Origin of the sequence: Phycicoccus avicenniae, from assembly GCF_050496545.1 — a bacterium.
GTDB classification, from domain to species: Bacteria; Actinomycetota; Actinomycetes; order Actinomycetales; family Dermatophilaceae; genus Phycicoccus; species Phycicoccus avicenniae_A.
On the sequence record NZ_JBNVZV010000002.1, the window covers coordinates 129,137 to 152,942 of the forward strand.

Genomic DNA, 23,806 nt, shown 5'->3' on the forward strand with positions numbered 1-23,806 from the left:
ACCCGAGGTGACGTTCATTCCGAGCAGCCTGGACGATGCACTCGAGGTCGCTGACGATGCGGTCGAGGCCCTGCTGGAGGACTGGCGCCAGGAGGACGTCGCGCTGCTGACGACCGGTGCCCGGCACGACGAGCAGGTCTCCCGGCAGGAGATGCTCGGGCAGGACGGCTACTGGGACACCTTCTGGGACACCGACCAGGTCTTCTATGGGCACGTGCTCGGGTTCAAGGGGCTGGAACGCCGATGTGTCGTGCTGTGCGCGAACGAGACTGCAGTCAAGGACCGCTCACGGGAGCGACTGTACGTCGGGCTCTCCCGCGCCACGGACAAGCTCGTCGTCGTCGGACCGCCCGACCTCATCCGCGACATCGGTGGGCCAGAGGTGGCCAGGCGTCTGGGTATCGACATACCGTGAGCACGGCCGAGAGGGGAAGACATGACGACGACCGACGAGCGCTTCACCGCGGTACCTGACCATTGGAAGGCCGCGACGGGCGCGCAGCTGGAGAGGGGGCTGGGGACTGCCCTGTCCGTTCTGCACGATGCTCGCGTCGTGGACAACGTGGCGCTGCACTACGACCGCGACTCGAACTACGCCGGCGCGACGTTCCTCGACATCGACCCCGTGGACCCGTACGCCATCACCAGTGGCGACCTGCTGTCCCTGACCCTTCTCGGGGTGAAGGCCGAACCGCAGGCGGTGCGTCGTCTGTTGGAGATGACGGCCACCAACCGGGAGATCCGCGGTCTGCTCACGGAAGAGCATCTCCCGCTGGACGCGGACCTCATGGTCGCCGACAACGACACGCTCGTGGCGATGGCTTCCCTCCATGAGACCCTCAAGAGGGCCTTGTCACTGGACCGCACGCAGAACAAGAATCCGTGGGTCACGGCGGCCAAACTGTGCGCTCGCAAGCGTCCCGATCTGTTCCCGGTGAGGGACACGGTGGTCTGTGACCTTCTCGGGTTGCGCGTCACGAGGCACAACTACGAGGTGGACTGGCAGGTGTACCGACACATCATCCAGAACGACGAGGTGCGCACGCGCCTGGACGAGATCATCGACGAGGTCCAGACGCGCGACGGGGTGAACGTCGGCCACGTGAACCGTCGCCTCCGACACCTCGACGTCGCACTCTGGATGCACGGGCGGAGGTCCTGACCTCGGAGCGGTCAGCCGCGACCGATGGTGCCGACGTCCGGGGTGCCGAGATAGCGCGACTCGAGCTCGTCGACCCACGGCTCGTCGTACTCCTCCCTGAGCGCAGCGACGACGGCCTCGAGGGTCGTCGGCAGGAACGAACCGTCGACGACCAGAGGTGCGTACGTGCTCACCACCCGGTCGACGGCAGTGTTCTGCGCCGGATACAGGAGGACGAAGCGACCCTCGCGCGGCACGTCCGGTGACTCGTTCATGCTGAGGGCGAGCAGGTGGTCGAGCAGCAGCTGGGCGTTGAGCCCGGTGCTCATCTCCGGGAAGGAGCCGTCGGCGAACGTTCCGGAAGCGGCGAAGACCTCCTTCGGGCGGTCGCCCACCGTGGGCGGCGAGACCTCGAGGTTCTCGTGGTACTTCACCTCGATTCCCAGGAAGCGTTTCGACTCGTCGACCGCGTCGTACTCCACGTAGACGTCGAAGGCCGTGCCGTTGGCCAGGAAGCGGGGATCCTTCCGACCCGGCGACCACTCGTAGTGGATGCCTGTCACCGTCGCGATGTCCGGCCAGACCCGGGCGAGTGCAGCGGATGCGCGTTCGTCGAGATGCTCGGAGAGGCGTCCGAAGAGGTTGAAGCACAACGGCTGGCTTGACAACAGGTTCCGGAACAGGCGGTCCTGCTGGATCACCGCACCGCGCTGCCGCGTCTCGACCGCTTTCCGGGCGGCCGCGAACGCGTCCTCGGACACGAAGGCCGAACCAGTCACTTCGGGCGTCTCGTGAGCGGCGAGGGTCGAGCCGGCGTGCGGCTCCGAGCCACCGGGAGCGAGACCTTTCCTCTCCCTCCAGAGCGACTGCAGCAGGCGCGCGGTGCGCTGCCACTCGGTGCGGTCCCCCCGGTAGTAGGCCTGATGCGTCCGCAGAACCTCGTCGTCGACCATCTGCCGACGCTAACCAACGATGGAGGCGCGGGCATGCCGAACGGAGGTACGCGGCGCGCGACGGGGACCTGGCCTGCCCAACGGACGCGCTCACTCATCCGCGGAGTCAGCCGCCCAGAGCTCCCAGGCCAGGTCCGGATCCCCTTGACCCTGTTCGAGATACACCGCCGCGAGGGCTCCCAGGTCGTGGAAGACGCTGGCGCTGATGAATCCGGCCGCGTTGTCGAGATCGCCTGCCACGGAAGAAGGGGCCAGCCCCAGCGCCACTGCGTCGCGGATCATGACGTCGTCGGTCGCGCCACCTCGGCGCCACTCGGCTGCGAGCCCCTCGTCGTCGTGCGCGGGCGGTGCTGGCTCACCGAGCACTGGAGTCCTTTCGTCGGCGGTCACCATCGCGAACCGCGTCGGTCCATCTCGGCCTTGACGTCGGCGAGGGCCGCTCGGAGCCACTCAGCCGGGCCGACTCGCTTCTCCTGGTGGAGGTCCCAGGACAGCTGGTCGTGCAGGCTGCGGAGGTCACCGTCGGAAAGAGTGTGCACGGCGGTGGTGGCGTCCTCGCCGGCGAGCGACACCGGGATGCCGGGACGTCCCCCAGGTGGTTCGGCGCGGGAGCCCCAGGCTTCAGTGGCCGCCGCAACCGTTCGGGCACGACGAACGGCAGCGGCGGCGTACGAGCGCGCCATCGCCAGGTCCTCACGCTCCACCTCGCGTCGCAGCCACCCCGCGGTACGGACGAGGTGGTCAGCGAGGGCCAGCAGCTCCGAGATGTCTGGATCCCCTTGGGTCACCACGACCACCTCCGGAACTGTCCGTGGAGGAGGGCCGTGATCCCCTCGGAGAGCAGCCGGCTTGCGTCCGGAGGAGTCAGCGGGTCCATGCGTGCCTCCACATGCCGGCGACGAAGGATCGGCGGGCCGGGTAGCCGACGGCCTGCAGCTCCGTCGTGATGCGGTGTCCTTCGCGGATGTTCGCGCTGTGGACGAGGATGCGGCCGACCGGCAGGGGAGTGCCCGCAGCAGCCAGCGTGGTGAGGCGGTCGATGACCGGCTGCACCGTGTCGTCACCCACCAGGTCGTGGTCGAGCCAGAGCTCGTCGATGAACCGACCGCCGAGGGTGTCGAGGAGGGCGAGCGCTTCGCTCGAGGTCTGGACGACATGGGCGGGACGTCCGTCGCGGAAGACACGCACGTCGTCCACGAGGACCCGCAGCACCGAGCCGCTCATCGGGCCCGCCCGGAGTCCGGGATCCAGGAGTCCTGGTCGAGCCCCCGGCGGACGACCGAACGCCGCGCTTCGGAGAGCTCCTTCGAGAGCCACCAGCGGCCGTAGCCGTCAGGCTGGTGAGCCATCCGATGGTCGAGGTGGCGTGCGTGCTCGACAAGGTCCGGGACGGATAGGGCGTCGAACGCCTCGGACGTCCATCCGGACGGCAGGTCGGCGGCGCGGTACGGGTTGTCGGAAACGGGCACGGTGGCTCCTACGGGGTCACACGGACCCCTCGGCCTGACCGTGGAGATCCGCTGTTGTCATCGGATGACCAGCTCGTCACCTGGGGCACCCCCGCGGAGGGGTTGCCGGACAGCAAGCCAGGGCTTGTCGCTGCCTCTCGTGAGCTGGTCCGAAGGTATCACCACCGACCGACAGGGATGACCGCTCACGTCGATTCGACTGCTGCGAAGGGACTCCCGCGGCGGCTGTCCGGATCGAGGAGTGGGGGTGGAGCAGTCAGGCCGGCTCACTCATCGGTTCGGCGTCCTCAACGTCAGCCTTCGCTGAGCGCGTCGCCAGGGCGGCGAGGCCGGTGGTGAGGGGGACGGCCGCGATGAGGCCGAGCGTGGCCACCGCACTGCGGGCGACCTCCTGCGCGATGAGCTGGGTCGTGGCGACCTTGACGACGGAGTCGTTGTTCGCGACGACCAGCACGAGCAACGGCAGGGACGAGCCGGCGTAGGCGAGGACAACGGTGTTGACGACCGAGGCGATGTGCGAGCGGCCGACGCGGGCAGCGGCGCCGAACAGCTGGCCGACGCCGTAGGCCGGGTTGGCCCGGCTGATCTCGGTGACGGTGGCCGCCTGGGTGACGGTCACGTCGTCGAGCACCCCGACCGAGCCGATGATGATGCTCGCGACGAGGAGCCCGCGGGTGTCGATGCCGTAGGTCGTCGCGACGGCGGTCGAGATGTCGTCGGTGGTGCCGGTGAGATGGAGCAGGCCGACCGTCAGCTCGGAGAGCGCGGCCGTCAGGGCCAAGGCGCTCATCGTCCCTAGCACCGCGACGGTCGTCGGCAGGGAGATGCCGTGCGTCAGGTAGAGCACGGAGAGCGTGATGAGGGAGGCGCCGACCAGGGCGACGAGGACGGGGCTGCTGCCCGCGATGACGCTGGGCACGATGAACACGAACAGCACGCCGAAGGTGATGGCCAGCCCGACCAGCGCCGACAGCCCTCGCCAGCGCCCGAAAGCCACCAGCGCCAGGGAGAGCGCCACGAGCACGAGGACGAGCTCGGACCCGCGCTGGTGGTCGACCACTCCGTAGATCGGGCCGTCCGGGCTCTCCGACACCGCCACGATGACGTCGTCACCGACGGACAGGTCGGGCGCCGACGGCCCGCTCGACAGCGGGGCCTCGATCTCGCGGTCCCCGTCGGGCGTCGAGATCCGCGCGGTGACGGTGCCGCAGCTCGACGGCGGCCCGCCCTGCTCCCCGGTGCACTCCTCGGCCTGCAGCGCCAGGACCACGCCCTGGAACTCCTGGGCCGGGGCCTGCGCGGGTGGCGGGGAGCTCGACGGCCAGAGCAGGACGAGACCGACGAGGGTGGCCAGGGCGAGCGGGACGAGGACCGCCCAGGCGATCCGGTTCATCGGCAGGGTCGGCCCCTCGGGATGTCCGTGCGCTCCCACGGTCTCTCTCCTGTCGCTCGGCGGTGCCGAGACAGCCTCGCACGCCCGGCCTTCGACACAGTCGGGCGGCCGTGGGCTCCCCGGGTTGTCGGGGCGGGTGCCCTGTGGTTGGCTCTTAGCCAGAGAGCGCTCTCTCAGCGGAGAGGGAGCCCCGGCGCGAACGGACCGTCATGACCCCACCCCTGCCCGCCCGCCCGTCCCGGAGGCCGCGCCGCGCGGTCGCCGCCGCCGTGACGGGCCTGCTCGCCCTGACCGGCACGATCGCCCAGCTCGCGCCTGCCGCCGCGGCGCCCGCAGGCACCGCGAAGCCCACGTCGCCGGCCGCCGCCCAGCCGCTCGGCGGCAATGTCCTCGTCCTCGACCCGAGCATGCCGACCGCTGACATCAAGGCCGCCGTCGACCGGATCAGTAACGCGCAGACCGATGACGAGATGGGCACCGACCGCTGGAGCATCCTCTTCAAGCCCGGCACCTACGGCACCGCCACCGAGCCGCTGCAGATCAAGGTCGGCTACAACACCGAGGTCGCCGGCCTCGGCGCCAGCCCCGACGACGTGCACATCGTCGGCAAGGTCGAGGTCTACAACCGCTGCCTCGACGACGGCGGCACGAGCAACTGCATCGCGCTCAACAACTTCTGGCGCACCCTGAGCAACCTGACCATCGACGTCAACGGCACCGGCCAGGACGGCTGCCGCCAGACCGCCAACTTCTGGGCGGTCAGCCAGGCGGTCTCGATGCGCCGCGTCGCCGTCACGGGCGGCACCCTCAGCCTGATGGACTACTGCACCGCCGGACCGCAGTTCGCCAGCGGCGGGTTCATCGCCGACACCTCCGCCGAGGCGGTCATCAACGGGTCGCAGCAGCAGTGGCTCACCCGCAACAGCACCGTCGGCAGCTGGAGCAACGGCGTCTGGAACCAGGTGTTCGCCGGCGTCGAGGGCGCCCCCGACGACAGCGCCTTCCCGGACCCGCCGTACACGACGCTCGAGACGACCCCGGTCAGCCGCGAGAAGCCGTACCTCTTCATGGACGGCGACCGCTGGGCCGTGCGCGTGCCCTCGGCTCAGACGAACACCCGCGGCCGCAGCTGGGCGACCGGCACGACTGCCGGGAAGACGCTGCCGCTCAGCGCCTTCCACGTCGCGAAGCCGGGGGAGTCGGTCAAGGACATCAACAAGGCCCTCTCGAAGGGCAAGCACCTCCTCCTGACCCCGGGCATCTACGACGTCGACCGCAGCATCGAGGTCAAGCGCCCCGGCACGGTCGTCCTCGGGATGGGCCACGCCACCCTCACCGCGCAGAAGGGAGCGACTCCGCTCGAGGTCGCCGACGGCGCCGGCACGGTCATCGCCGGTGTGACCATCGACGCCGGAACGAAGCTGTCCCGCAACCTCCTCCACGTCGACGACCACGACAAGGGCAAGGGCGGCGACCGCTCCGGCCGCGGCTCGAGCGCCAAGGACCCGCTGACCCTCAGTGACGTCTACTTCCGCGTCGGTGGCCCGCACATCGGCAAGGTGAAGACCGCGCTGCAGATCGAGGCCGACCACGTGCTCGTCGACCACACCTGGGTGTGGCGCGCCGACCACGGGCTCGAGGACTTCACCGGCGGCGTCCTCGGCGACGACGAGCGCTGGGCCGTCAACACCGGCACCCACGGGCTCATCGTCAACGGCGACGACGTCACCGCCACCGGTCTGTTCGTCGAGCACTTCCAGGAGCACAACACCATCTGGAACGGTGAGCGCGGACGGACCGTCCTCTACCAGAACGAGCTTCCCTACGACCCGCCCACGCAGGCCGACTGGACCCAGCCCGACGGCACGCTCGGCTACTCGGGGTACGTCGTCTCCCCGACGGTCCGCACCCACGAGCTCTGGGGCGGCGGCTCCTACGTCTACAACCGCAACAACCCGGCGATCGTCACCGAGCGCGGCTTCCAGGTGCCGACCACCCCGGGCGTGCGGCTCCACCACCTGCTCACCGTCAACCTCGGCGCCGGCACGACCCGCCACGTCGTCAACGACGTCGGCAGCCAGGTCGACAACTCCAACACCGGCACGCCGGCCTACGTCAACGAGTACCCGTGAGCCGCACCGCCTGACGCCCGGACCCGTCCGCGGCAGCGCCGAGCCGGTTCCCGCTCAGGCGCTGTCGCGGACGACCAGCTCCACACCGAGCACGACCGCGGAGGATGACCCCCGCTCCGCGAGTTCGGGCAGCGGGTCGGCGGCCGGGCGCCCGAGCCGCTCGAGCAGCAGCTGACCCATCAGCCGACCCTGGGTCTCGGTGCGTTGGCGCACCGTCGTCAGCGGGGGAGCGGCCACCGCCGCGATGTCGGCGTCGTCGTACCCGATGACCGCCACGTCCTCCGGCACCCGGCGGCCCACCCCGCGGAGAGCGCCGAGCGCTCCCAGGGCCATCAAGTCGTTGGCGACGAAGAGTCCGTCGACGTCCGGGCGTCGTTCCAGCAGAGCGGAGGTCGCCCTCGCGCCGCCGGTCGTCGTGAAGTCGCCGACCTCGACGAGCGAGCCGTCGAAGGCCGACCCGAGCTCGGAGCGGAACCCCACGAGCCGGTCGACCCCCGCCGTCATGTCCTGTGGCCCGGCCACCGTCCCGATGCGCTGCCGCCCACCCACCAGCAGGTGACGCGCAGCCAGCCGGCCGCCCTCGACGTTGTCGTGGTCGACGTGGCCAACCTCGTCGTGCCGGGCCACGGGCCGCCCGCCGACGACGACCGGGATGCCGCATTCCTCGACGAGCCCGACCACGTCGTGGTCCCCGTGCTCGGAGATGACCAGCGCGCCGTCGACGTGACCGCCGCGCAGGAACGCCGCGAGCCGCTCGAGGTCGGCATCGGCCTGCACCATCGAGAGCACCATGTGGACCCCCGAGCGGGCCAGCTCCTGGCTCGCCCCGCGTGTCACGGCGGCGAAGAACGGGTCGCCGAACACGCGGTTCGTCGACTCGACGGCGATGAGCGTGACGGCGTCGGTGCGACGCGTCATCAGCGCTCGCGCAGCGAGGTTGGGCACGTAGCCGAGCTCGTCGACCGCCGCGCGCACCCGCACGGCCAGCGACTCCTCGACGGTGTCGGCGCCGTTGACCACGCGCGAGACGGTGGCGCGCGACACCCCGGCGCGCTCGGCGACCTGCTCGAGCGTGGGCCGCTGGCGGGCGGGCATCATCCGGTGCACGCCCACACCGTAACCACCCGGGCGCGAAGGTGGCCGGCACTCACCGTAGGCAGGGTCCGCGCCCCAGCTTGGCGAAGGCGTAGCGGTCACCGTCCTGCAGGGAGTCGGTGCCGCCGGACGCGCTCATCAGCTGGTCGCCGGAGGTGGGGTGGTTGGCGCCGAGCACGTGGCCGAGCTCGTGGACGACGACGCTGCGGACATAGTCGTCTCCGCCCCAGCGGTTCAGGTACCTCGCGAGGGCCGGGGTGTCGAGCTCGATGGCGCCGGTGACCCAGGTGCGCCGGCTCGCCGGACGGTCCGACGCGCGCGGTCCGCCGAGACCGATGGCCTCCTTCCCCAGCCGCGGGGTCTCCGTCGAGTCGCTCCAGGCGATGAGCACCGGGGCCCACGTCCGCGGGTACTGCGGCATCCGCAGCCCGCGCGACCGCGAGGGCTTCTCGTCCGTGTAGCCGTCGAAGACGAACGCCAGCCCGGTGGCGTCCGACACCTCGGCCACCGCCTCGGCGATGATGTCGCGACCCGCGTCGCCGACGCCGTGCGGGTCGTGGATGACGTAGTGGATGGCGTGGCAGGGGTCGAAGGCGACGGGGTCGGCGGGGCCCGCGACGTCCATGTATGCGTAGTCGTCCGGCGACGGCTGCTCGGGCAGCGGCGGTGCGGCGCGCAGCCGGCCACCGAGCGGGACGGCCCCGGGGGTCGCGCCCTGGCCGACGCGGAAGGTCGGGTCGCCGTTCACGAGGTAGTCGACCCACCCCGACACGTGCGGCGCCACGATCCTGCCGCCGACGAGCAGGGGCACCACGACGAGCGTGACCCAGAGGGTGCGCAGCGAGCCGGATGACCTACGGTCCCGGCGATCGGGGCGGCGTTCCCGCCGGGTCACTGGGGGAGCGCTGGCGCCGAGGACGGCACGCTCGGAGGGGTCGGGCCAGGTCGTCGCGACGAGACGCTCCCACTCGGCGTCGTCCCCGCCCTCGCGGCTCCCCCCGGGCATCAGCACCCGCACACGCTAGGGAGGCGGGCGTCGGCGCGCGGGGCGATCGGGTCGGGCCCCGACCGAACGGCCGAGGCCCGACCCGGAGCTCGGGGTCAGGGGCGGGATGCTTCGGGCCCGCGCACGGTGAGCTGGATGTCTCCGCCGACGACCAGGTCGACGTTGGCGCAGTCCAGCGCCTCGTCGGCGACGGTCGACACGTGGCCGTTTGACCCCATCGTGGTGCGGGCCAGCGCCTCGGCGTCGGCGAGCGACAGGCACCGGCCGTCGAGGGCCGTCCGGAGGGAGCCGGACACGTCGAACACCGAGTCGTCGATCTCGGGGGAGCCGCGCTTCACGGGCTGACGAGCGTCCGCCGTCACCTCCACGGAACGACCGTCGAGGGCGACCTCGGCGAGGGCGCACGGCCCGGAGTCGCCACCCGCCGGGGCCTCGATGACGCGCACCGGCATGCCGGCGAGCCCGGCCCTGGCCACAGACGCGATGGCGTAGTCCTGCGCCTCGGGTGCAGTGAAGCATCCGCCACGAGGGCCGTCGACCCAGTCGCCCAGCGCGGCATCGAGCTCGAGGCGCGCGGCGCGGTCGGCATCCGGCGTGGTCGGCTGGACGTCGGCCAGGACCGGCGCCGGCACCCCGGCCCGCGACACGACGAAGCGGTTGCCCGCGTACTCGAACGCGACGGGGTCGACGAGCGCGGGCAGGCCAGCATCGGCCCGGATGGCGGCGCAGTCCGCGACGTCGTCGCCGCTCACGGGGCGGCCGGATGCCGACCCGTCGAGCGTGACGTCGCCCTCGCGGACGGTCATCGACTGCGCGCAGCTCAGCCCGTCGAGCAGCGGGCCGCGGTCGAAGTGGGTGGCGGCCCAGGCGACGCCGCCGCCGGCGAGAACGACCCCGAGCGCGCCGGCGGTGAGCCCCCGACGGCCGAGGCGCCTGCCCCTCCGCGGCGCCTCGGCGGTCGGGGGAGCGTGGCGGTCGGTGAGGGTGATGCCGTCGCGCAGCGCGTCGAGCGCGTGGCGGTCGGTCACACGGCCGAGCGTGGTGTCGTCGACCCGGCGCGTGGTGCGCAGGGCCTCCATCAGGTCGGTGTCGTTCATGAGGTCTCCTCGGTCCCGGGACGGGCGCTGGCCCATCCGTGGGAGTCATGTCCGGACGGCGCAGTACGTTGCAGCGCAACGCGATCCATCTCGGCCTCGATGTCGGCCATCGCCTCGCGCAGGCGGGTGCGGGCCCGGTGCAGGCGGACCCGGACGGTCGCGCGGGACAGGCCCATCGCGACGGCGATCTCCTCGCGGGCGAGCTCCTCCCAGGCGAGGAGGCGCAGCAGCTCGCGGTCGTCGTCGCCGAGACGCTCGACGGCGCGCTCGACGACGGTCGGCTCGTGGAGCTCGGGCGGTGGGACGACGTGGTGCAGCGAGTCGCGGAGCCGGTCGGCGAGGGCGATGCGGCGGCGTTCGCCGCGGTAGTGGTTGGCGAGGACACGGCGGGCGACGCCGAAGAGCCACGGCCGGGCCTCGGCGCCGGGTGGCACGTCCTCGAGCCGCCGCCACGCGACGAGGTAGGTCTCGGCGACGACGTCGGCGGCGTCCGCGGGGTCGGCCACGCGGCGCACGGCGTACCCGAGGAGCCCGACGTGCGTGGTGTCGAAGAGCGCCGAGAAGCGGTCCTCGGGCGAGCTCATGGATCCCCCTCCACGGTGGTGAGTCTGACACCACCCCCATGTCCGGGCGCGCAGGAAGCGTTACAGCCCGAAGCGGGGAAGGTCGGTCACGCGGTGGCGAGAAGAGCCTCGAGGTGGCGTTCGAGGGGAGAGTCGGTGGGTGGTGAGACGTCGGGGTCGGGTTGGTCGCTGCCCCAACCGAGCAGGGGTGGGGCGAGGGAGGTGTGGGTGTGGCCGGTGGGGGTGCGGATCTCGATCTCGCGGGGTGAGCCGCGCACGACGGTGACGGACCAGCCGGGGGCTTCCTTGACGTGGTTGCAGCGGGCGCAGGCTCCGGAGCCGTTGGTGTAGCTCGTGATGCCGCCTGCGTGGACGGGGTGGGTGTGGTCGGCGTGGACGACGGGGGCGTCGCAGTACGGGGTGGGGCAGACGTCGTCGCGCAGGACGAGCATCCGGCGCAGCAAGCCGACGAAGCGGCGGCGTCGGGCGTCCATCGCGACGAGGTCGCGTCCGTCGGGGCTGGTGTAGAGGCGCCGCAGCCAGACCGATGCCTCGTCGGCGTCGCGGAGCCAGGCGCGGGCGACCGGTGCCGGGACCGAGCCGTGGCCGGGGATGCGGGCCGGGGTCATCATCGAGACGTCAGGGTTGCCGGTGCCGAGGAGGGCGCGGTCGGTGATGACGAGGTGGACCTCGACCGGCTGGACCTGGCCGGGCGCCAGGCCGGCCATCAGGCGGGTGGCGGTGTCGGCCATGACGGCGCCGAGGCCGCGCCCGTCGGGGGCCTCGTCCTCGCACTGCCCACCGAGGACGGCTTGGGCGCGGGCGCGCACGGCGGCGTAGGCGCCGACCGCGTCGCGCAGCGGTGTCAGGACGGTCAGCCAGGCCATCCCGTCGGGGGCCGGGCGGACCGAGACGCGGCGGGAGGCGACGGCGGCCTCCATCCGGGCGATGACGGAGGCGGCGTCGAGCTCGGCGGCGATCCGGCGCGCGGCCCTCCCGGCGGCTTGGGGTGAGAGGCGGGCCAGGACGCCGGCGAGGCGGGCATCGAGCGTGGCGCGGTCCTCGCGGGTGAGGGTGGCGCTCTCGCGGGCGACCTCGACGGCGTGCCGCTCGACGATGTCACCGGAGGTCAGGGCAGCCATGGTGGCGGGCATCTCTCGTGGACCAGAGCTCGGGACAGGCCGACGAACCGGTCACCCAGAGTGGGCGACTCACGGCGGGCGAGCGCGACCTGCGACCCGACCGACCGCGCCGCATCCTGCGGCCGCACCGCCTCCTGCGAGACGCGCAGCGCATCGGTGGCGCGGGCCTGCGCAGCGGCCGCGGCACCCTTGAGACGCTCGAGCTCGGTGACCAGGCTGATGCGGTCGCCATCGTCGACGGCGTCGGCGCCGGCGAGCCACTCCCGGAAGGCCGCGACGACCGACGCGGGGGAGCCGGCCCCGAGCGGCGTCTGACTGTGCGAAGCGTCCACGGCTACCCCCCTCCTGATGCCTCCAAACCTAGCCGCGACCACTGACAGCCCCCTCGGCCCTCGAGGCATCAGCCGTTCGGCTCCCGTTCCGGTGCAGCCCTTCTCGTTGTCGGAGGTCTGACATACGGTCGGGCGCGTTCACGAGGTGGGGGATCACGTCGTGACGTCCCGGGGGCTCCCTCTGTGTCTCCGGCAACCTCTCGCTAGGAGCATCACGATGTCGAACACGCCCGCCGGCTGGTACCCGCAGAACGACGGCCGCCAGCGGTACTGGGACGGCCAGCAGTGGACCGAGCACTTCGCCCCGGGCGCCACGGAGCAGATGCCGCAGACCGCGGCGCAGACGAGTGCGGTCGCTCCGGTGACCACTGCCGCGCGGCCCTGGTTCCGCAAGAAGCGCGTCCTCATCCCCGCCGGCCTCGTCGGTGCCGTGATTCTCGGGTCCGCCCTGACCAGTGGCGGTGACCAGGTCAAGCCGCAGGACGCCGCGCTCAAGAGCTCGCCCACGGTCAGCGCCGAGCCGGCTCCCGTCACGAGCGCGTCGCCGGCCGCCGAGGTCGCCTCGCCGTCGGCCACCCCGACGGCCAAGCCCGCCGCGCCCAAGCCTGCGCCGAAGCCGGCCGCCCCCACCCTGACGACCGCTCAGGAGAACGCCAAGGGGAGTGCGGAGTCCTACCTCGACATGTCCGGCTTCAGCCGGAAGGGGCTCATCGAGCAGCTGAAGTTCGAGGACTACGCGACGAAGGACATCGAGGCCGCACTGGCCACCATGAAGGTCAACTGGAACGAGGAGGCCGCGCAGTCCGCCGAGTCGTACATGGAGATGAGCCACTTCTCGCGAGGCAGTCTCATCGACCAGCTGAAGTTCGAGGGCTACACCTCCAAGCAGGCGGCGTACGGCGCGAAGTCGGTCGGGCTGTGACCGACTGACCTCCTCGCAACGCCACAGAGTCCCCGGTCGGCTGGTGCCGACCGGGGCCTCCGTGGTGGAATGCCGGCGCATGGTAGACGTCCCCCGTCGGGGGGTAGAATGGTGCCATGAGCCTCAACATCAAGAACGAACGCGTCCACGCGCTCGCGCGTGAGGCCGCCGCGCGGACCGGCCGGTCGCAGACGAGCGTCATCGAGGCCGCGCTCGAGGACTACCTCGCCGCGCTGGACCGACCCGACGACGAGGCTGCGCGACGACGCACTGTGGGAGACCTCCTGGCGCGGATCGACGCCCACCTGACCGACGAGGACAGGCGCCTGCTGACATCCGACGACCTCTACGACGCGTACGGGCTGCCGGTGTGATCGTCGACTCCTCGGCCCTCGTGGCCATCATCGGCGGGGAGCCGGAGCGCGATGCCTTCATCGAGGCGATTCGATCGGCCCACCATGCGCGGATGTCCGCAGGGTCCTTGCTGGAGGCCGGAATCGTCGTCGACTCCCGCCGCAGCCCTGCCGTCAGCCGGATGTTCGACGACCTCGTCCGCGAGCTGCAGATCGACGTCGTCCCCGTGACGGAGGCGCACGTCGGACTCGGTCGTGCCGCCTACCGTGACTACGGACGGGGGAGCGGTCACCCCGCGGGCCTGAGCTTCGGCGACTGCTTCGCCTATGCCCTCGCGCGTGAGACCGGGGAGCCGTTGCTGTTCAAGGGTGAGGACTTCGGGCACACGGACCTCACGAGGGCGATCGCCAGGTAGCGGCTGGGCCCCGTGAGGAGGGCCATGGAGCACGATGAGGCCCCGGTCGGCTGGTGCCGACCGGGGCCTCCGGTGTCCTGAGCTGCGTCTGCAGGAGATGACGCGGTGTCAGGCGGTGAGGGGGATCCGCTCGATGGCCGGGGCCTCGATCGGGGTGATCCGGCGGGCGTGGGCCAGGCCCAGCGCTCCGAGGACGAACATCAGGGCGGAGCCGATGAAGGCGGCGATGGCCGCGTACATCGCGATGGTGCCGAGGGTGGCGAACGCGTAGGCGTTGAGGAGCATGCCCCGCAGCGTCGTGCCCATGAAGAGCGACTGCCGCAGCTGACCGAGGTCGGCGGTGGCCTGCGCGTCGGGGGCGGACTTCAGGGCGGCCATGAACTCGCCGGAGACCTGCGAGTAGGTGCGGCCCTCGGCCTGCTCGTCCATGTGGGCCTGGATGTAGTAGTCGGCATAGGCCTTGGCCTGCGCGCCGGTCGTCATCGGCTGGCCCGCGTACTGCGTGAGGTTGGCCTTCATCTCGGGGGTGGTGAGGGCGGCCGCGGCCGGCATCGTGATCTGCTGTGCAGCGAGCTGGTCGTGGACGTTGGTGGTGGCGAACGAGGAGGCCCACACGAGCAGGCCGCCGGCGACGAGGAGGACCGCGGCGACGATGATGCCGGTCCAGGAGATGAGCTTGTCGAACGAGCTACGCATGGGTCTCGCGTCCTTCCGGTCGGGCCGGTCAGTGCGGCCCGGTGGTGGTGGTCTGACGACCACAAACTACTACGGTACGTAGTACGACCGGTAGTAGTAGAACCGTCAACGAGGTATGACGTGCACCACACGGCCGCGATCGCTGGCGCACCAGGGCATCAGAGGTGGACGTCGTCCGCGTAGACGAGACGCTTCTGCCACACCGGGGCCTCGCCGAACTCCGCCATCTGCTCGCGCCGCGGCGGGTCGCCCGGGAAGCGTTCCCACTCCTCGACGCGCACCCGCCACTGCGAGCCCTCCGGCACGCCGCTCGCGGTCACCCCACTGACCGGCGTGCGCACGTCCATCGCCGCGTCGGCCTCGAGCTCGCCGACCCACACGAGGTCCTCGGCCCGGCTCGCCGTCCCGCGAGCCACGAGCTCGACGGTGTCGACGCTCGACCACGCGAGGTCACCACCCACCGACGGGTCGTACCTCTGCAGCCGCGCGACGAGGGTCCGGTTGCGGGACATCGAGACCGCGTACTGGCGGGACGCCGACTCGCGATGTCCGGCCAGTCCCGTCACCACGACGCGCGCGTGCGTGGCGTCGGTGCGCGCGACCGACACGGTGCGCTCGGGCGCGAGCTGCACCTGGTCGAGGCGCACGGGCGTCGACAGGTGCGCACCGGTGACCGAGTCCGGCTGGTAGCGCGCCACGGCCAGCCGCACGAACGGCCAGAACGTGGCCCGCGCGTCGAACGCGACGTCGACGTACCACTGCCTCCGAGCGTGGCTGTACCGCGGTAGGTACCCGGCGACCACCACCGGCACCGTCGCCGGCGGGTTCGCGAGACCACCGCCCTGGAGCGGCAGCGGAAGCGTGACCGGCGCGTGCACGGGCCGCCCCGGCTCCACCCGGTCGTCCCAGCCGAGGACCGACAGGCCGTCGTCGAGCTCGGCCAGCGTGACGGGCCGGCGCGGCACGCCCGGCGCCGTCCAGATCGGGTCCGCCCCCCACTGGCTGACGAACGGGAATCCGCCCGCCGGGTCGGCCTCGGGGTTCTTCGGGTCGGGCAGCGGGTACGGCGCCTTGTCGTCGTCGCCCACGGCGAGGAGCACGGCCAGCAGCTCGCCGTCACCGCTGGAGTTCCACGGCCGCTCGAGGTAGATGCGCACCCCGGGCCGGCGCACCCGCCGCCGTCCGAACGGCTGCTCCGGCTCGTCGCTCTCCTCCCACCGAAACAGCGGCAGCACGGAGTGCACGGCCGGCGGGTCCGGGCGCTCGGTCGAGGGCAGCGACACGACGAGCTCGGGGCTGACGACGCTCTGCCCGTCGTCGAGCGGGTCCGCCGGGTCGCCGGCGAGCAGGGCGGGCGCGAAGTACTCGCGGAAGCGCGTGGAGGCCCGGAACCGGTACCGCACGAGGTGGTGGCGGGTGTCCGGCATCGGATGGGCGGTGCCGCGCAGCACGACACCCTCGAAGCCGGGCAGGGCCATCGCCTGGTCGGCCACCCACAGCGGGAGGATGCGGTCCTCGGGGCGCACGACGACCTCGAACCCCGCCGCCGTGGCGTTGCGCTGCACCGGTCCCGGGAGCGTCAGGTCATCGACCTCGTCGGTCCAGGCGAGCGAGGCGGTGACCTTGTCGGTGCTCGGGCCGTGCACCTCGACACCCCCGACGAGCGAGGCGAGCACCGAGCCCCGTGCGCGCAGCGGTGCGACCACCGTCGGCCGCGGGGCGGTCACCGGCCGCGGGACCGCGTGTACCAGCCGGACCTCCTCGCCCGGGGTCAGCGCCCACAGCAGACCGTCCGCGGCTGCACCCCGCACGTCCGGGTCGCTCGTCAGCGCGTCGTCGAGGCTTCGCCACACGCCGAGCCACGCGAGGCGCTCGTCCGTGACGGTGCTGGCGAGCCGGAACGTCTGCACGTCACCCGCCGGGAGATGGAGGTCGAGCGCCCGACCGTCGATGGATGCTCCGAGCCGGTCGGCACCGGACAGGCTGAGCAGGAACGGTTCTCGCTCCGGCCACGTCCCGCCGTACGGCGCGGTGACCTGCTCGGCGCCCCACGGGAAGCGCACGTGCCGCCCGCTGCCGGCCTCGGTGAAGGCCAGCGACACCCCGGAGGCCAGCGGGTCCGGCAGGTAGGGCAGGTCGAGGTCCTCGGTCGCGTGCACCACGTACTGCCCCGGCGCCGGAGCGTCACCGGGCTGGAGGACCAGCCCCGGCGGCGTCCCGGGAGCCCCCGGGGGCAGCACCTTGAGCGGGCTCTTCGGGTCGTGCGGGTTGTGGTGGTCCCCGTCGACCGGCTCGGGCAGCAGCCGCACACCCTCCTGCGGGGACGGCGCGCCCATCGGGTCGGTGGGGTTCGGCACCTCCTGGTCGTACCAGGACCCGTTCTCCCGCACCGCCCACGCCAGCACCTGGCGGCGGGCCTCCGCGGTTCCCTCGTCGATGCCGGCGTCGAACGTGCTGTGCAGCTCGGCCTGCACCTGGCTGGTCTTCGGCGGCGCGAGATGACGACGGGCGCTCCCGGCGTAGAGCGGCGCCACGCCGGCCACCGCGGCCGCGTACTCGTCCGGCGGCGTGACGGTCACCGCCAGCGTCTCGGGGTCCTGCTCGACCCCCGACCGCACGACGACGACCCGCAGCGACTCACCCTCGGTGAACTGCGCCAGCGGGACGACGACCGGCGGGGGCACCGGGTCCCAGCGCAGGAACGGCCGGGCCGCCGTGACGAGGGAGGCCGCGGCCCGCAGGCCCGGCACGGTGAGTCCCGGCCGGCCGAGGCCACCGACGACGTCCGCGAGGTGACCGGCGAGCAGCTCGCGCGTGACCGCCCGGTCGGTCGAGACCGTGCTGCGCGCCACGGTGCCCGCGGCCGCCGCCCGGCGGAACGCGTCGCCGACAGCGGCTGTGCGAGAACCGGTCCCGGTCCTCGTAGGTGGTGCTTCGGCGAGCACCCTGCGGGCCTCGACGCCCCGGATGCCGAGGGCGCGGAGCGGCACCGGCTCGTCGTCCGATGCACCCCGCGCCTCCAGGTCCGTGACCGCCTCGGCAGCCGGGCGCCCCAGCGAGGTGGCGGCGACGACGGTGTGCAGCAGCGCGGGCGAGGCGGCATCGAGCAGGAGGTCCTCGGCCGTCAGCGCGGGTGAGCCCGCCACACCACCGCGCACGACCTCGCCAACCACCGGGGCGTCCGGGTCGTCGGGCAGGACCGTCACGAGGCGGTCCAGGGCGGCGTCGAGGTCACCGACCCGGGGCTCCTCGAGCACTCCCGACGCGAAGTCACCCACGAGCCGCGGTGCATCCGCCGTCCCGGCCGCCCGCAGCCGCCGGCCGAGGGCGGTGTCGGACAACGGCGACAGACCGGACACGGCGTCGAGGACCTCGACGAGCTCGGGGGGCCGCGGACCGACGTGGTGGTCACGGACGTTGCCGCCGAGGTCGACCCCCCAGGCGCGGAACGCGTAGTCGCGCCCGTACCGCAGTCGCGGCAGGGTGCCGGGGGCGTACTCGTGCGCGAAGACGAACGGGTGCGGCTCCTTCCCGGTGGGGTCGGTCGACGTGACCTGGGCCTCCTCGCGGATGTGGGTGCCACCGCCTGGGGCGTCCTCGAGCACCGGGGTCACCCGCTTGCCGGGGCGGGGCACCGACAGGCTCCAGCCCTCCCAGCCGAGCATCGCCTCGTGGACGTGCACCGCGCCACCCTCGACGCCGCGGGTCTCGGTGGCGCTCGTTCCCTGGACGAACCCCTCGCCGGGCTCGTCCGCGTACACCTCCTCACCGGCCACGCGCAGCGTCGAGCGCCGCGAGTGGAGGGAGTGCCACGCGCGGGAGACGCTGTCCCACACCTCGACCCGCAGCCCGCGGGTGACGTCCTGGGTGTGCAGGAGGGGCAGGTCCTGCGGGGGCTTCGGCACCTCCAGCGCGGCCTGGTACCCCTCCTGCCGGCCGAGCTGGTCGAGCCCACGGCCGGCCTGCTGGCGGCGGGTCAGGGTGAACCCGGTGGCTCGCAGCGCGGGGGAGGCGGCATCGGCCGGCATGCCCTGGAGCTCCGTGAGGGCCAGCCGGGGGATGGTCGTCAGGAAGCGCTCCGCCTTGATGGCCGAGCCGTCGGGGTCCACGTCGACGACGTCGAAGACCTCGGTGTCGCCGAGGGTCAGGGCACCGTCGGACCAGACGGGTGGGTCGGCCGGGTTCGGGCGGGTGACGAACGCGCCGTCGCGCAGCGCTCGGACGGCGAGCCGCGGTGAGCGACAGGCCTCGTCGCCGCCGCGCGTTCGGACGACGGCTGCCAGCCACTCGCTGCGGCGCAGCCGGGCCGGGTCCGACCGCACGGGCAGCAGCAGACCGAGGCGACGCAGGAAGGCCGGGTGGTCGCCGGCCGCGCCGACCCGCTCGTGGAACTCCGGCGCGGGTGGGTCGAGCGGCTCGACCTTCGCCGGTGGGTCGTGCCTCACCTGCTCCGCGAACTGGCTCTCGGGCCGCTCGTAGAAGCGCCGCGCGAGGTGCAGCTGCTCGAGGGCCGAGCCGACCGACCCCGTCGGGTCCGGCAGCGCCCCGGCGGCCGGCGTCGTCCACGCGCCGCGCCGGCCGCGGACGAGGCTCTTGTCGAGGTAGGCCGTCAGCTTCGACTCGTCGTAGGTGGGGACGCGGCTGCCTCGTCGGCCGTGCGTGCCGCGGCCCTCGTAGGTGATGGCGCCCGCCTCGTTGGCCATCCCGACGACGCCCTGGAGCAGCGGGTGCGCGCTCGGCGGCACGGGGGTGAGCGGGTCGGCCGCCACGGTGGCCAGGTGGACGGACTTCGCGATGTCGGCGCAGTCCTTGGCGGCGAAGGTGCGCCAGTCGCGGCCCTGCCACTCCGGGACACGGTTCGCGAGGACGGGGGTGCCCTCGTCGAAAGCCCTGCGCCACAGGGACGGGTCGAGCGCCGAGAGGTCGAGCTCGGCGTCCATCTCCCCGGACTGGTCGACGAGGGTGACCGTCGCCCCATCGGCGAGGGCTCCGGCCCAGTCCCGGAAGAGGTCGAACTCCCCGAGCACCGTGCCCTTGTGATCGGGGCGCAGGGTCGGCGCGACGAAGACGGTGACGTGGGCCCGGGCATCGTCCCGGACCGACACGGGAAGGGCGATGGCGGTGAACCACTCCTCGCTCATGCCGGCACCTCCTCGGGGGCGAAGGCGAGCAGGTAGTCGTCCCAGGCGGGCGCCGACCCGTCGTCCTCCAGGACGACCTCGCGCAGGCTCGGGTCACCGTTCGAGCCGGCCAGCTGCCGCTCGGCCTCGATGCTCACGCTCGCGGAGAAGCAGAGCACCTCGACCTCGACCGTGATGCGCGCCCGGCCGACCATCTTCCCCGTGTCGAACCGGTACACGAGCTCCATGTAGAGCTCGATCGACGCGGAGATGAGCCCGAGGACGTCGACCTCGCCGCGGAGGCGGAAGTACCCGGTGAGCGAGCCCTTCTTCCCCTCGAGCCGGATGTAGACGCCGATGGCCGCCGAGATCGAGCCCGACGCGACCCCGAAGTCGACGGCGAGGTAGGCACCGGCCTCCAGGCCGAGCTCCAGCACCTCGAGTCCCTTGGGCGAGAGCCGGATCAGGAACCATCCACCACCCCCGAGGAAGACGACGGAGAGGACGAACGGACGCTCGCGGGTGCAGAAGTTGAAGCCGAAGCTGATCGTCTCGCCGAGGAAGGGCACCTTGACGTCGGCGCCGAGCGACATGTTCGAGAGGCTGAAGACCCCGACCGCGAGGTTGGGCAGGGTGAGGCTGAACCCGGCCGTGAGCCCGGCGGGCGTGACCTCGACGCTCGGCGGGTCGGAGAAGCCGTCGAGCGGGATGAGGTCCTTGATCGTCTCGACGAAGGAGAGGAAGCCACCGAAGACGATGTCGCCCATGACGACGTCGACCTCGGCCTTGCCCGACGAGCCACCGTGGAAGGACAGTCGCTCGAAGGGGATGGTCACGAGGGGCTCGGAGGCGAAGAGGACGAGCGAGAACCGGCGCAGCTCGGCGAGCACCTCGACGCTCGGCGGGCCGGACGCCTTGAGGGTGCCGGAGAGGGCGATGACGAGCGAGTCGGGCTCGAGCTTCACGAGCGGTGCCTCGTCCTTCGGCCAGGACTGGAGCTTCGGCGTCCACTCGTAGCGGAACGACACCTCCCGGCGCTCCGGGTCGAGACCGCGCAGCACGGCGAACGCGTCGTTCGCCAGACCCGCGACTCCCGCGAGCCGTCCGAGGGTGTCGGCGAGCTGGAGCAGGCGCGAGCGCGCGAAGAGCGGCAGCGGAGGGCGGACGAGGGCGCGGGCCGCATCCGAGGCGGCGGTGAGCCGGGGCACCAGCCCGTCCGGGCGGGTCAGCTCGGCGCCGATGGCGGCCGGGTCCTTCCCGGCCAGCGCGGCCGGGAGCCCGCCGACGAGGGTCAGGAGGTCGGCCGAGGCGGTGGCCAGGGCCTGCGCGTCGGTGAGCAGCGCCTGCGCCTCGGCCAGCGCCGCACCCCCGGCGGCCTGCACCCGGTCGCGCACCGCCGCAGCCTGGTTCGCGGCGTCCTGCGCGGCGGCGACCGCTCGCCGGACCTCGGCCTCGACCGCGGAGAAGGTGTCGAGGGCCTCGGTGACGAGTGCCGGTGCATCCGCGAGCGGCCCGTCGTCCGGGAGGAGGTCGACGAGCTCGACGAGGCCGAACAGCTTGGGGAGGGCGTCGCCGAGGAACGCCTTGGGGTCGAAGGACCCGGTGGCGACGGAGGCGAGGTCGCCGACCGGACCCCGGGCCTGGGAGAGCCCGGCGACGGTGAGGTTCGGCTGGACGAAGCCCCCGGCCCGGTCCGAGCCGACATCGCCGGGCGTGCCGCCGAACCCGATGCGCGGCAGGTCCTGCGTCTCGTCCTGTGCCGCAGCCGGACCCGTGGTCCCGAGGTCGTCCCGGTACTCGGTGGCGGACTCCATCCCGGGCAGCAGGGTGGAGGCCCAGACCCGTCCGACGTTGCCGGCCGTGAAGCCCTTGGCCCGGTACTCCGGGAAGTACGTGACCCGGGTGGCGCCGGTGCCCGCCACGGCCTGGGCGGCGGGGAGCACGACGTCGGCGCTCGACATCCGGGGTGTGCTGCCGCCCTGGCGTGCCGACCCGAGGAGGCGCACGCTGCGCGTCTCGACCCGGGAGTCGCCCTCCGGCCCGGCCGGCGCGAACGCCACGTGCTGCCCGCCGAGGTCGATGACGCGCCGGGCGTCCTCGCGGTACCCCTTCTCCAGCGCCCGGAGCAGCGCCGGCATCTTCACGTGCTCGGCGACCCAGACGAGCGGCATCGCGTGCGTCTGCGGGCGACCGTCCCGGTCGATGCCGTCGACCTTCCAGGCGAAGGTCTTGCCGCCGACGCGTGGCCAGAACGCCTGCGACGCATCGAGACCGGGCACCGGGTCGTCCGACATCGGGTCGAGCGCGGGCGTCGCCCCGGGGCTGATCCGGGTGCTGCGCCACGGGAAGCCGTGGACGGTCGTGTGGTCGCGGAAGGGGTCGATGACGACGAGGAACTGGCGCTGCACGAGACCGGCCCGCGGGTCGGTGAGCGGCCGGATGCTGCGCTGGGTCAGCTTGACCCGGACCGTCGGCTGGCCGAGGGGGAAGAGGTACCCGGGGTAGACGACGCGCACGTACTGGTCGCGTCCCTGCGTGGCGACGTGGTCCCAGGCGAGGATCGAGGCCATCCCGGCGGTCGAGTAGGGCTTGGTGACCCACTGCCCGTGCAGGTCGAGCCAGGCCCCGAGGGCGGTGAGCCACAACCGGTCCGCGCCCACGGGCACGGGGTCGATGCGGGTGCGGCCCTCGCCCGGCCAGACCTCGGCGGTCTGCCGGACCAGCCGGTGCCGGTCGGCGCGGTCCAGGGAGCCGAGGAAGGGGTCGGCCGTCACGCCGGTGCTCTTGACGGTGTCGGGGCCGAGGGGTGCGCTCTCGCCGTCGTCGGCGGTGGGGTCGTGCCAGACCGACGCCGGCTGGTCGTCGCGGTCGCGGGTCCAGACGGCGCGCACCACGCGGCTCCGGGCATCGTCCGGCGCGCCGGGGCGGAGGAGGTCCTCCGGGGTCCGTGCGCCGGTGTCGAGCCGGGTGTGCCAGAGCTCGAGGTGTCCCGGGGCGTCCTCGGCCGGCACCGGGTCGGCCGCGTGCACCCAGTGCCCTTCGCTCGTCGGCGAGAGCTGGAGCCGGAAGGGCGCCTCGATGGCCGTCTCGTCCCCGGTCGCCCTGCGGCTGTACGTACCTCGCCGGAAGAGGATACCGGGGTCGATCCGGCTCGCCAGGTCGCCGATCCGGCCGGTCAGGGCGGCGCGGTCGACGCTGCGGCCGAACGACAGCACCCGGGTGCGCGCGTACTCCGCGACGAGCCGGTCGTTGGCGGCCAGGAGCGCCGCGCCGCGGACCGTCGTCGGGTCGGGGATGACCACGCCCGTCGGTGGCCGGGCGGTGACGAGGACGTCGTCCGGCCGCAGCACCGCGACGAGCCCGCCGGTGATCGGGACCTCGAGGTGGGGGTCGAGGAAGACCTTGCCGCCGGGCAGCTGGTACGGCGGGGGGCGGAGCCCCGGTGCCTCCCCTCGGGGGTGGAGCACGGCGTCGAGCCAGGGGAGGGCCCCGAGGATGCCGGCCGAGGTCCAGTCGATGGTGCTGCCCTCGGTCAGGCGGAAGACGAGGCGGCTGCCGCGCGCGGGGCGGTACTGCGCCGGACGGTCGGCGGGCAGCAGGATCGCCGGCGGGGGGCTGGGCACGGCCGGGGTGGCCTCGGGGTGCATCGGGTCGACCTGCGGGGCGGCGGCCGCCTCGTACGACGCCTGCTCGTGGCCGTGCTGGAAGGGCAGGTCGACGACGAGGGTGGCGCCCGCACCGGCGACGAGCAGTGAGTGCGGCCGGCGGTCCGCGGCCGGACCTATCCTCACCGGCGGCTGCAGCGTGGCGCCGCGGACGGTGACGGTCAGCGCGACGAGGTCCCCCGGGCGGACCACGTCGACGACGAGGTCGTCCTCACCCGCGCGGTGGTCGTAGGGGTGCAGCGTGCCGGCGTCGGGCAGGTCCGGGATGCTGCGGTGGCTCATGGCTGGCTCCGGATCCGCGGTCCGACAGG

At 72.8% G+C, this 23,806-nt stretch carries 21 protein-coding genes and 1 riboswitch; of the genes, 6 read left to right on the forward strand and 15 right to left on the reverse strand.

Features of this window, described 5'->3' with window-relative positions:
• The first annotated feature begins 7 nt into the window (after positions 1 to 7).
• Positions 8 to 415, forward strand: a complete 408-nt coding sequence (locus ACQZ2A_RS02460; RefSeq protein WP_430206913.1) for an ATP-binding domain-containing protein — start codon at positions 8 to 10, stop codon at positions 413 to 415.
• A gap of 21 nt (positions 416 to 436) precedes the next feature.
• A complete protein-coding gene (locus ACQZ2A_RS02465; RefSeq protein ID WP_430206914.1) occupies positions 437 to 1,162 on the forward strand; it encodes a DUF6308 family protein in 726 nt (241 codons plus the stop codon).
• Positions 1,163 to 1,173: 11 nt separating this feature from the next.
• Here the strand turns inward: ACQZ2A_RS02465 and ACQZ2A_RS02470 are convergent, their stop codons facing one another.
• The 6 genes from ACQZ2A_RS02470 to ACQZ2A_RS02495 all read right to left on the reverse strand — a co-directional run bounded on the left by ACQZ2A_RS02470 (position 1,174) and on the right by ACQZ2A_RS02495 (position 4,995).
• Entirely contained in the window at positions 1,174 to 2,094 is a 921-nt protein-coding gene (locus ACQZ2A_RS02470) for a PGN_0703 family putative restriction endonuclease (RefSeq protein WP_430206915.1), read from the reverse strand.
• A 90-nt stretch (positions 2,095 to 2,184) separates the two neighbouring features.
• Positions 2,185 to 2,487 carry a hypothetical protein gene (locus tag ACQZ2A_RS02475; protein ID WP_430206916.1) on the reverse strand — a complete coding sequence of 101 codons (303 nt, stop codon included), beginning with the start codon at positions 2,485 to 2,487 and terminating at the stop codon, positions 2,185 to 2,187.
• Positions 2,481 to 2,891, reverse strand: coding sequence for a hypothetical protein (locus tag ACQZ2A_RS02480; protein ID WP_430206917.1), 411 nt, complete (start codon positions 2,889 to 2,891; stop codon positions 2,481 to 2,483). Before ACQZ2A_RS02480 ends, ACQZ2A_RS02475 begins: the two co-directional genes overlap by 7 nt.
• Positions 2,892 to 2,958: 67 nt before the next feature.
• Positions 2,959 to 3,318 carry a cyclic-phosphate processing receiver domain-containing protein gene (locus tag ACQZ2A_RS02485; RefSeq protein ID WP_430206918.1) on the reverse strand — a complete coding sequence of 120 codons (360 nt, stop codon included), beginning with the start codon at positions 3,316 to 3,318 and terminating at the stop codon, positions 2,959 to 2,961.
• A complete protein-coding gene (locus ACQZ2A_RS02490; protein WP_430206919.1) occupies positions 3,315 to 3,563 on the reverse strand; it encodes a hypothetical protein in 249 nt (82 codons plus the stop codon). Before ACQZ2A_RS02490 ends, ACQZ2A_RS02485 begins: the two co-directional genes overlap by 4 nt.
• Before the next feature lie 45 nt (positions 3,564 to 3,608).
• A riboswitch (SAM riboswitch) is annotated at positions 3,609 to 3,708 on the reverse strand.
• Between the two features lie 111 nt (positions 3,709 to 3,819).
• Positions 3,820 to 4,995 (reverse strand): YibE/F family protein, encoded by a 1,176-nt coding sequence (locus ACQZ2A_RS02495; protein ID WP_430206920.1) that lies wholly within the window; start codon positions 4,993 to 4,995, stop codon positions 3,820 to 3,822.
• A gap of 170 nt (positions 4,996 to 5,165) precedes the next feature.
• On the opposite strand from ACQZ2A_RS02495, the gene ACQZ2A_RS02500 reads away from it, so the two are divergent.
• Positions 5,166 to 7,088 carry a glycosyl hydrolase family 28-related protein gene (locus ACQZ2A_RS02500; protein WP_430206921.1) on the forward strand — a complete coding sequence of 641 codons (1,923 nt, stop codon included), beginning with the start codon at positions 5,166 to 5,168 and terminating at the stop codon, positions 7,086 to 7,088.
• A 54-nt stretch (positions 7,089 to 7,142) separates the two neighbouring features.
• On the opposite strand, the gene ACQZ2A_RS02505 is transcribed toward ACQZ2A_RS02500, so the two are convergent.
• The 6 genes from ACQZ2A_RS02505 to ACQZ2A_RS02530 all read right to left on the reverse strand — a co-directional run bounded on the left by ACQZ2A_RS02505 (position 7,143) and on the right by ACQZ2A_RS02530 (position 12,323).
• A complete protein-coding gene (locus ACQZ2A_RS02505) occupies positions 7,143 to 8,186 on the reverse strand; it encodes a LacI family DNA-binding transcriptional regulator (protein WP_430207077.1) in 1,044 nt (347 codons plus the stop codon).
• 49 nt (positions 8,187 to 8,235) lie between these two features.
• Positions 8,236 to 9,195, reverse strand: a complete 960-nt coding sequence (locus ACQZ2A_RS02510; RefSeq protein WP_430206922.1) for a hypothetical protein — start codon at positions 9,193 to 9,195, stop codon at positions 8,236 to 8,238.
• Positions 9,196 to 9,284: 89 nt separating this feature from the next.
• Positions 9,285 to 10,286 (reverse strand): hypothetical protein, encoded by a 1,002-nt coding sequence (locus tag ACQZ2A_RS02515; RefSeq protein WP_430206923.1) that lies wholly within the window; start codon positions 10,284 to 10,286, stop codon positions 9,285 to 9,287.
• Positions 10,283 to 10,870 carry an RNA polymerase sigma factor gene (locus tag ACQZ2A_RS02520; protein ID WP_430206924.1) on the reverse strand — a complete coding sequence of 196 codons (588 nt, stop codon included), beginning with the start codon at positions 10,868 to 10,870 and terminating at the stop codon, positions 10,283 to 10,285. Before ACQZ2A_RS02520 ends, ACQZ2A_RS02515 begins: the two co-directional genes overlap by 4 nt.
• Before the next feature lie 86 nt (positions 10,871 to 10,956).
• The gene (locus ACQZ2A_RS02525) at positions 10,957 to 11,991 is read right to left on the reverse strand and encodes an HNH endonuclease (protein ID WP_430206925.1); all 1,035 of its coding nucleotides are present in this window, start codon (positions 11,989 to 11,991) and stop codon (positions 10,957 to 10,959) included.
• Positions 11,979 to 12,323: a hypothetical protein gene (locus ACQZ2A_RS02530; RefSeq protein ID WP_430206926.1), complete on the reverse strand. Its 345-nt coding sequence runs from the start codon at positions 12,321 to 12,323 to the stop codon at positions 11,979 to 11,981. Before ACQZ2A_RS02530 ends, ACQZ2A_RS02525 begins: the two co-directional genes overlap by 13 nt.
• A 217-nt stretch (positions 12,324 to 12,540) precedes the next feature.
• On the opposite strand from ACQZ2A_RS02530, the gene ACQZ2A_RS02535 reads away from it, so the two are divergent.
• The 3 genes from ACQZ2A_RS02535 (at position 12,541) to ACQZ2A_RS02545 (ending at position 14,014) form a co-directional block, all read left to right on the forward strand.
• Positions 12,541 to 13,245, forward strand: a complete 705-nt coding sequence (locus ACQZ2A_RS02535) for an Ltp family lipoprotein (RefSeq protein ID WP_430206927.1) — start codon at positions 12,541 to 12,543, stop codon at positions 13,243 to 13,245.
• Positions 13,246 to 13,361: 116 nt separating this feature from the next.
• A complete protein-coding gene (locus ACQZ2A_RS02540; protein ID WP_430206928.1) occupies positions 13,362 to 13,619 on the forward strand; it encodes a type II toxin-antitoxin system VapB family antitoxin in 258 nt (85 codons plus the stop codon).
• Between the two features lie 20 nt (positions 13,620 to 13,639).
• Positions 13,640 to 14,014 (forward strand): type II toxin-antitoxin system VapC family toxin, encoded by a 375-nt coding sequence (locus ACQZ2A_RS02545; RefSeq protein ID WP_430206929.1) that lies wholly within the window; start codon positions 13,640 to 13,642, stop codon positions 14,012 to 14,014.
• Between the two features lie 108 nt (positions 14,015 to 14,122).
• Here the strand turns inward: ACQZ2A_RS02545 and ACQZ2A_RS02550 are convergent, their stop codons facing one another.
• The 3 genes from ACQZ2A_RS02550 to ACQZ2A_RS02560 form a co-directional block, all read right to left on the reverse strand.
• Positions 14,123 to 14,710, reverse strand: a complete 588-nt coding sequence (locus tag ACQZ2A_RS02550; protein WP_430206930.1) for a hypothetical protein — start codon at positions 14,708 to 14,710, stop codon at positions 14,123 to 14,125.
• A gap of 158 nt (positions 14,711 to 14,868) precedes the next feature.
• Positions 14,869 to 19,851, reverse strand: a complete 4,983-nt coding sequence (locus ACQZ2A_RS02555; protein WP_430206931.1) for a hypothetical protein — start codon at positions 19,849 to 19,851, stop codon at positions 14,869 to 14,871.
• The gene (locus ACQZ2A_RS02560) at positions 19,848 to 23,777 is read right to left on the reverse strand and encodes a hypothetical protein (protein ID WP_430206932.1); all 3,930 of its coding nucleotides are present in this window, start codon (positions 23,775 to 23,777) and stop codon (positions 19,848 to 19,850) included. Before ACQZ2A_RS02560 ends, ACQZ2A_RS02555 begins: the two co-directional genes overlap by 4 nt.
• Positions 23,778 to 23,806 lie beyond the last annotated feature (29 nt).

Excerpts from the sequence above, each read along its gene's own strand:
- ACQZ2A_RS02465 (WP_430206914.1), top strand. The coding sequence starts at position 437 with ATGACGACGACCGACGAGCGCTTCACCGCGGTACCTGACCATTGGAAG.
- ACQZ2A_RS02470 (WP_430206915.1), bottom strand. The coding sequence starts at position 2,094 with ATGGTCGACGACGAGGTTCTGCGGACGCATCAGGCCTACTACCGGGGG.
- ACQZ2A_RS02475 (WP_430206916.1), bottom strand. The coding sequence starts at position 2,487 with ATGGTGACCGCCGACGAAAGGACTCCAGTGCTCGGTGAGCCAGCACCG.
- ACQZ2A_RS02485 (WP_430206918.1), bottom strand. The coding sequence starts at position 3,318 with ATGAGCGGCTCGGTGCTGCGGGTCCTCGTGGACGACGTGCGTGTCTTC.
- ACQZ2A_RS02500 (WP_430206921.1), top strand. The coding sequence starts at position 5,166 with ATGACCCCACCCCTGCCCGCCCGCCCGTCCCGGAGGCCGCGCCGCGCG.
- ACQZ2A_RS02505 (WP_430207077.1), bottom strand. The coding sequence starts at position 8,186 with ATGATGCCCGCCCGCCAGCGGCCCACGCTCGAGCAGGTCGCCGAGCGC.
- ACQZ2A_RS02515 (WP_430206923.1), bottom strand. The coding sequence starts at position 10,286 with ATGAACGACACCGACCTGATGGAGGCCCTGCGCACCACGCGCCGGGTC.
- ACQZ2A_RS02520 (WP_430206924.1), bottom strand. The coding sequence starts at position 10,870 with ATGAGCTCGCCCGAGGACCGCTTCTCGGCGCTCTTCGACACCACGCAC.
- ACQZ2A_RS02525 (WP_430206925.1), bottom strand. The coding sequence starts at position 11,991 with ATGGCTGCCCTGACCTCCGGTGACATCGTCGAGCGGCACGCCGTCGAG.
- ACQZ2A_RS02535 (WP_430206927.1), top strand. The coding sequence starts at position 12,541 with ATGTCGAACACGCCCGCCGGCTGGTACCCGCAGAACGACGGCCGCCAG.
- ACQZ2A_RS02540 (WP_430206928.1), top strand. The coding sequence starts at position 13,362 with ATGAGCCTCAACATCAAGAACGAACGCGTCCACGCGCTCGCGCGTGAG.
- ACQZ2A_RS02550 (WP_430206930.1), bottom strand. The coding sequence starts at position 14,710 with ATGCGTAGCTCGTTCGACAAGCTCATCTCCTGGACCGGCATCATCGTC.
- ACQZ2A_RS02555 (WP_430206931.1), bottom strand. The coding sequence starts at position 19,851 with ATGAGCGAGGAGTGGTTCACCGCCATCGCCCTTCCCGTGTCGGTCCGG.
- ACQZ2A_RS02560 (WP_430206932.1), bottom strand. The coding sequence starts at position 23,777 with ATGAGCCACCGCAGCATCCCGGACCTGCCCGACGCCGGCACGCTGCAC.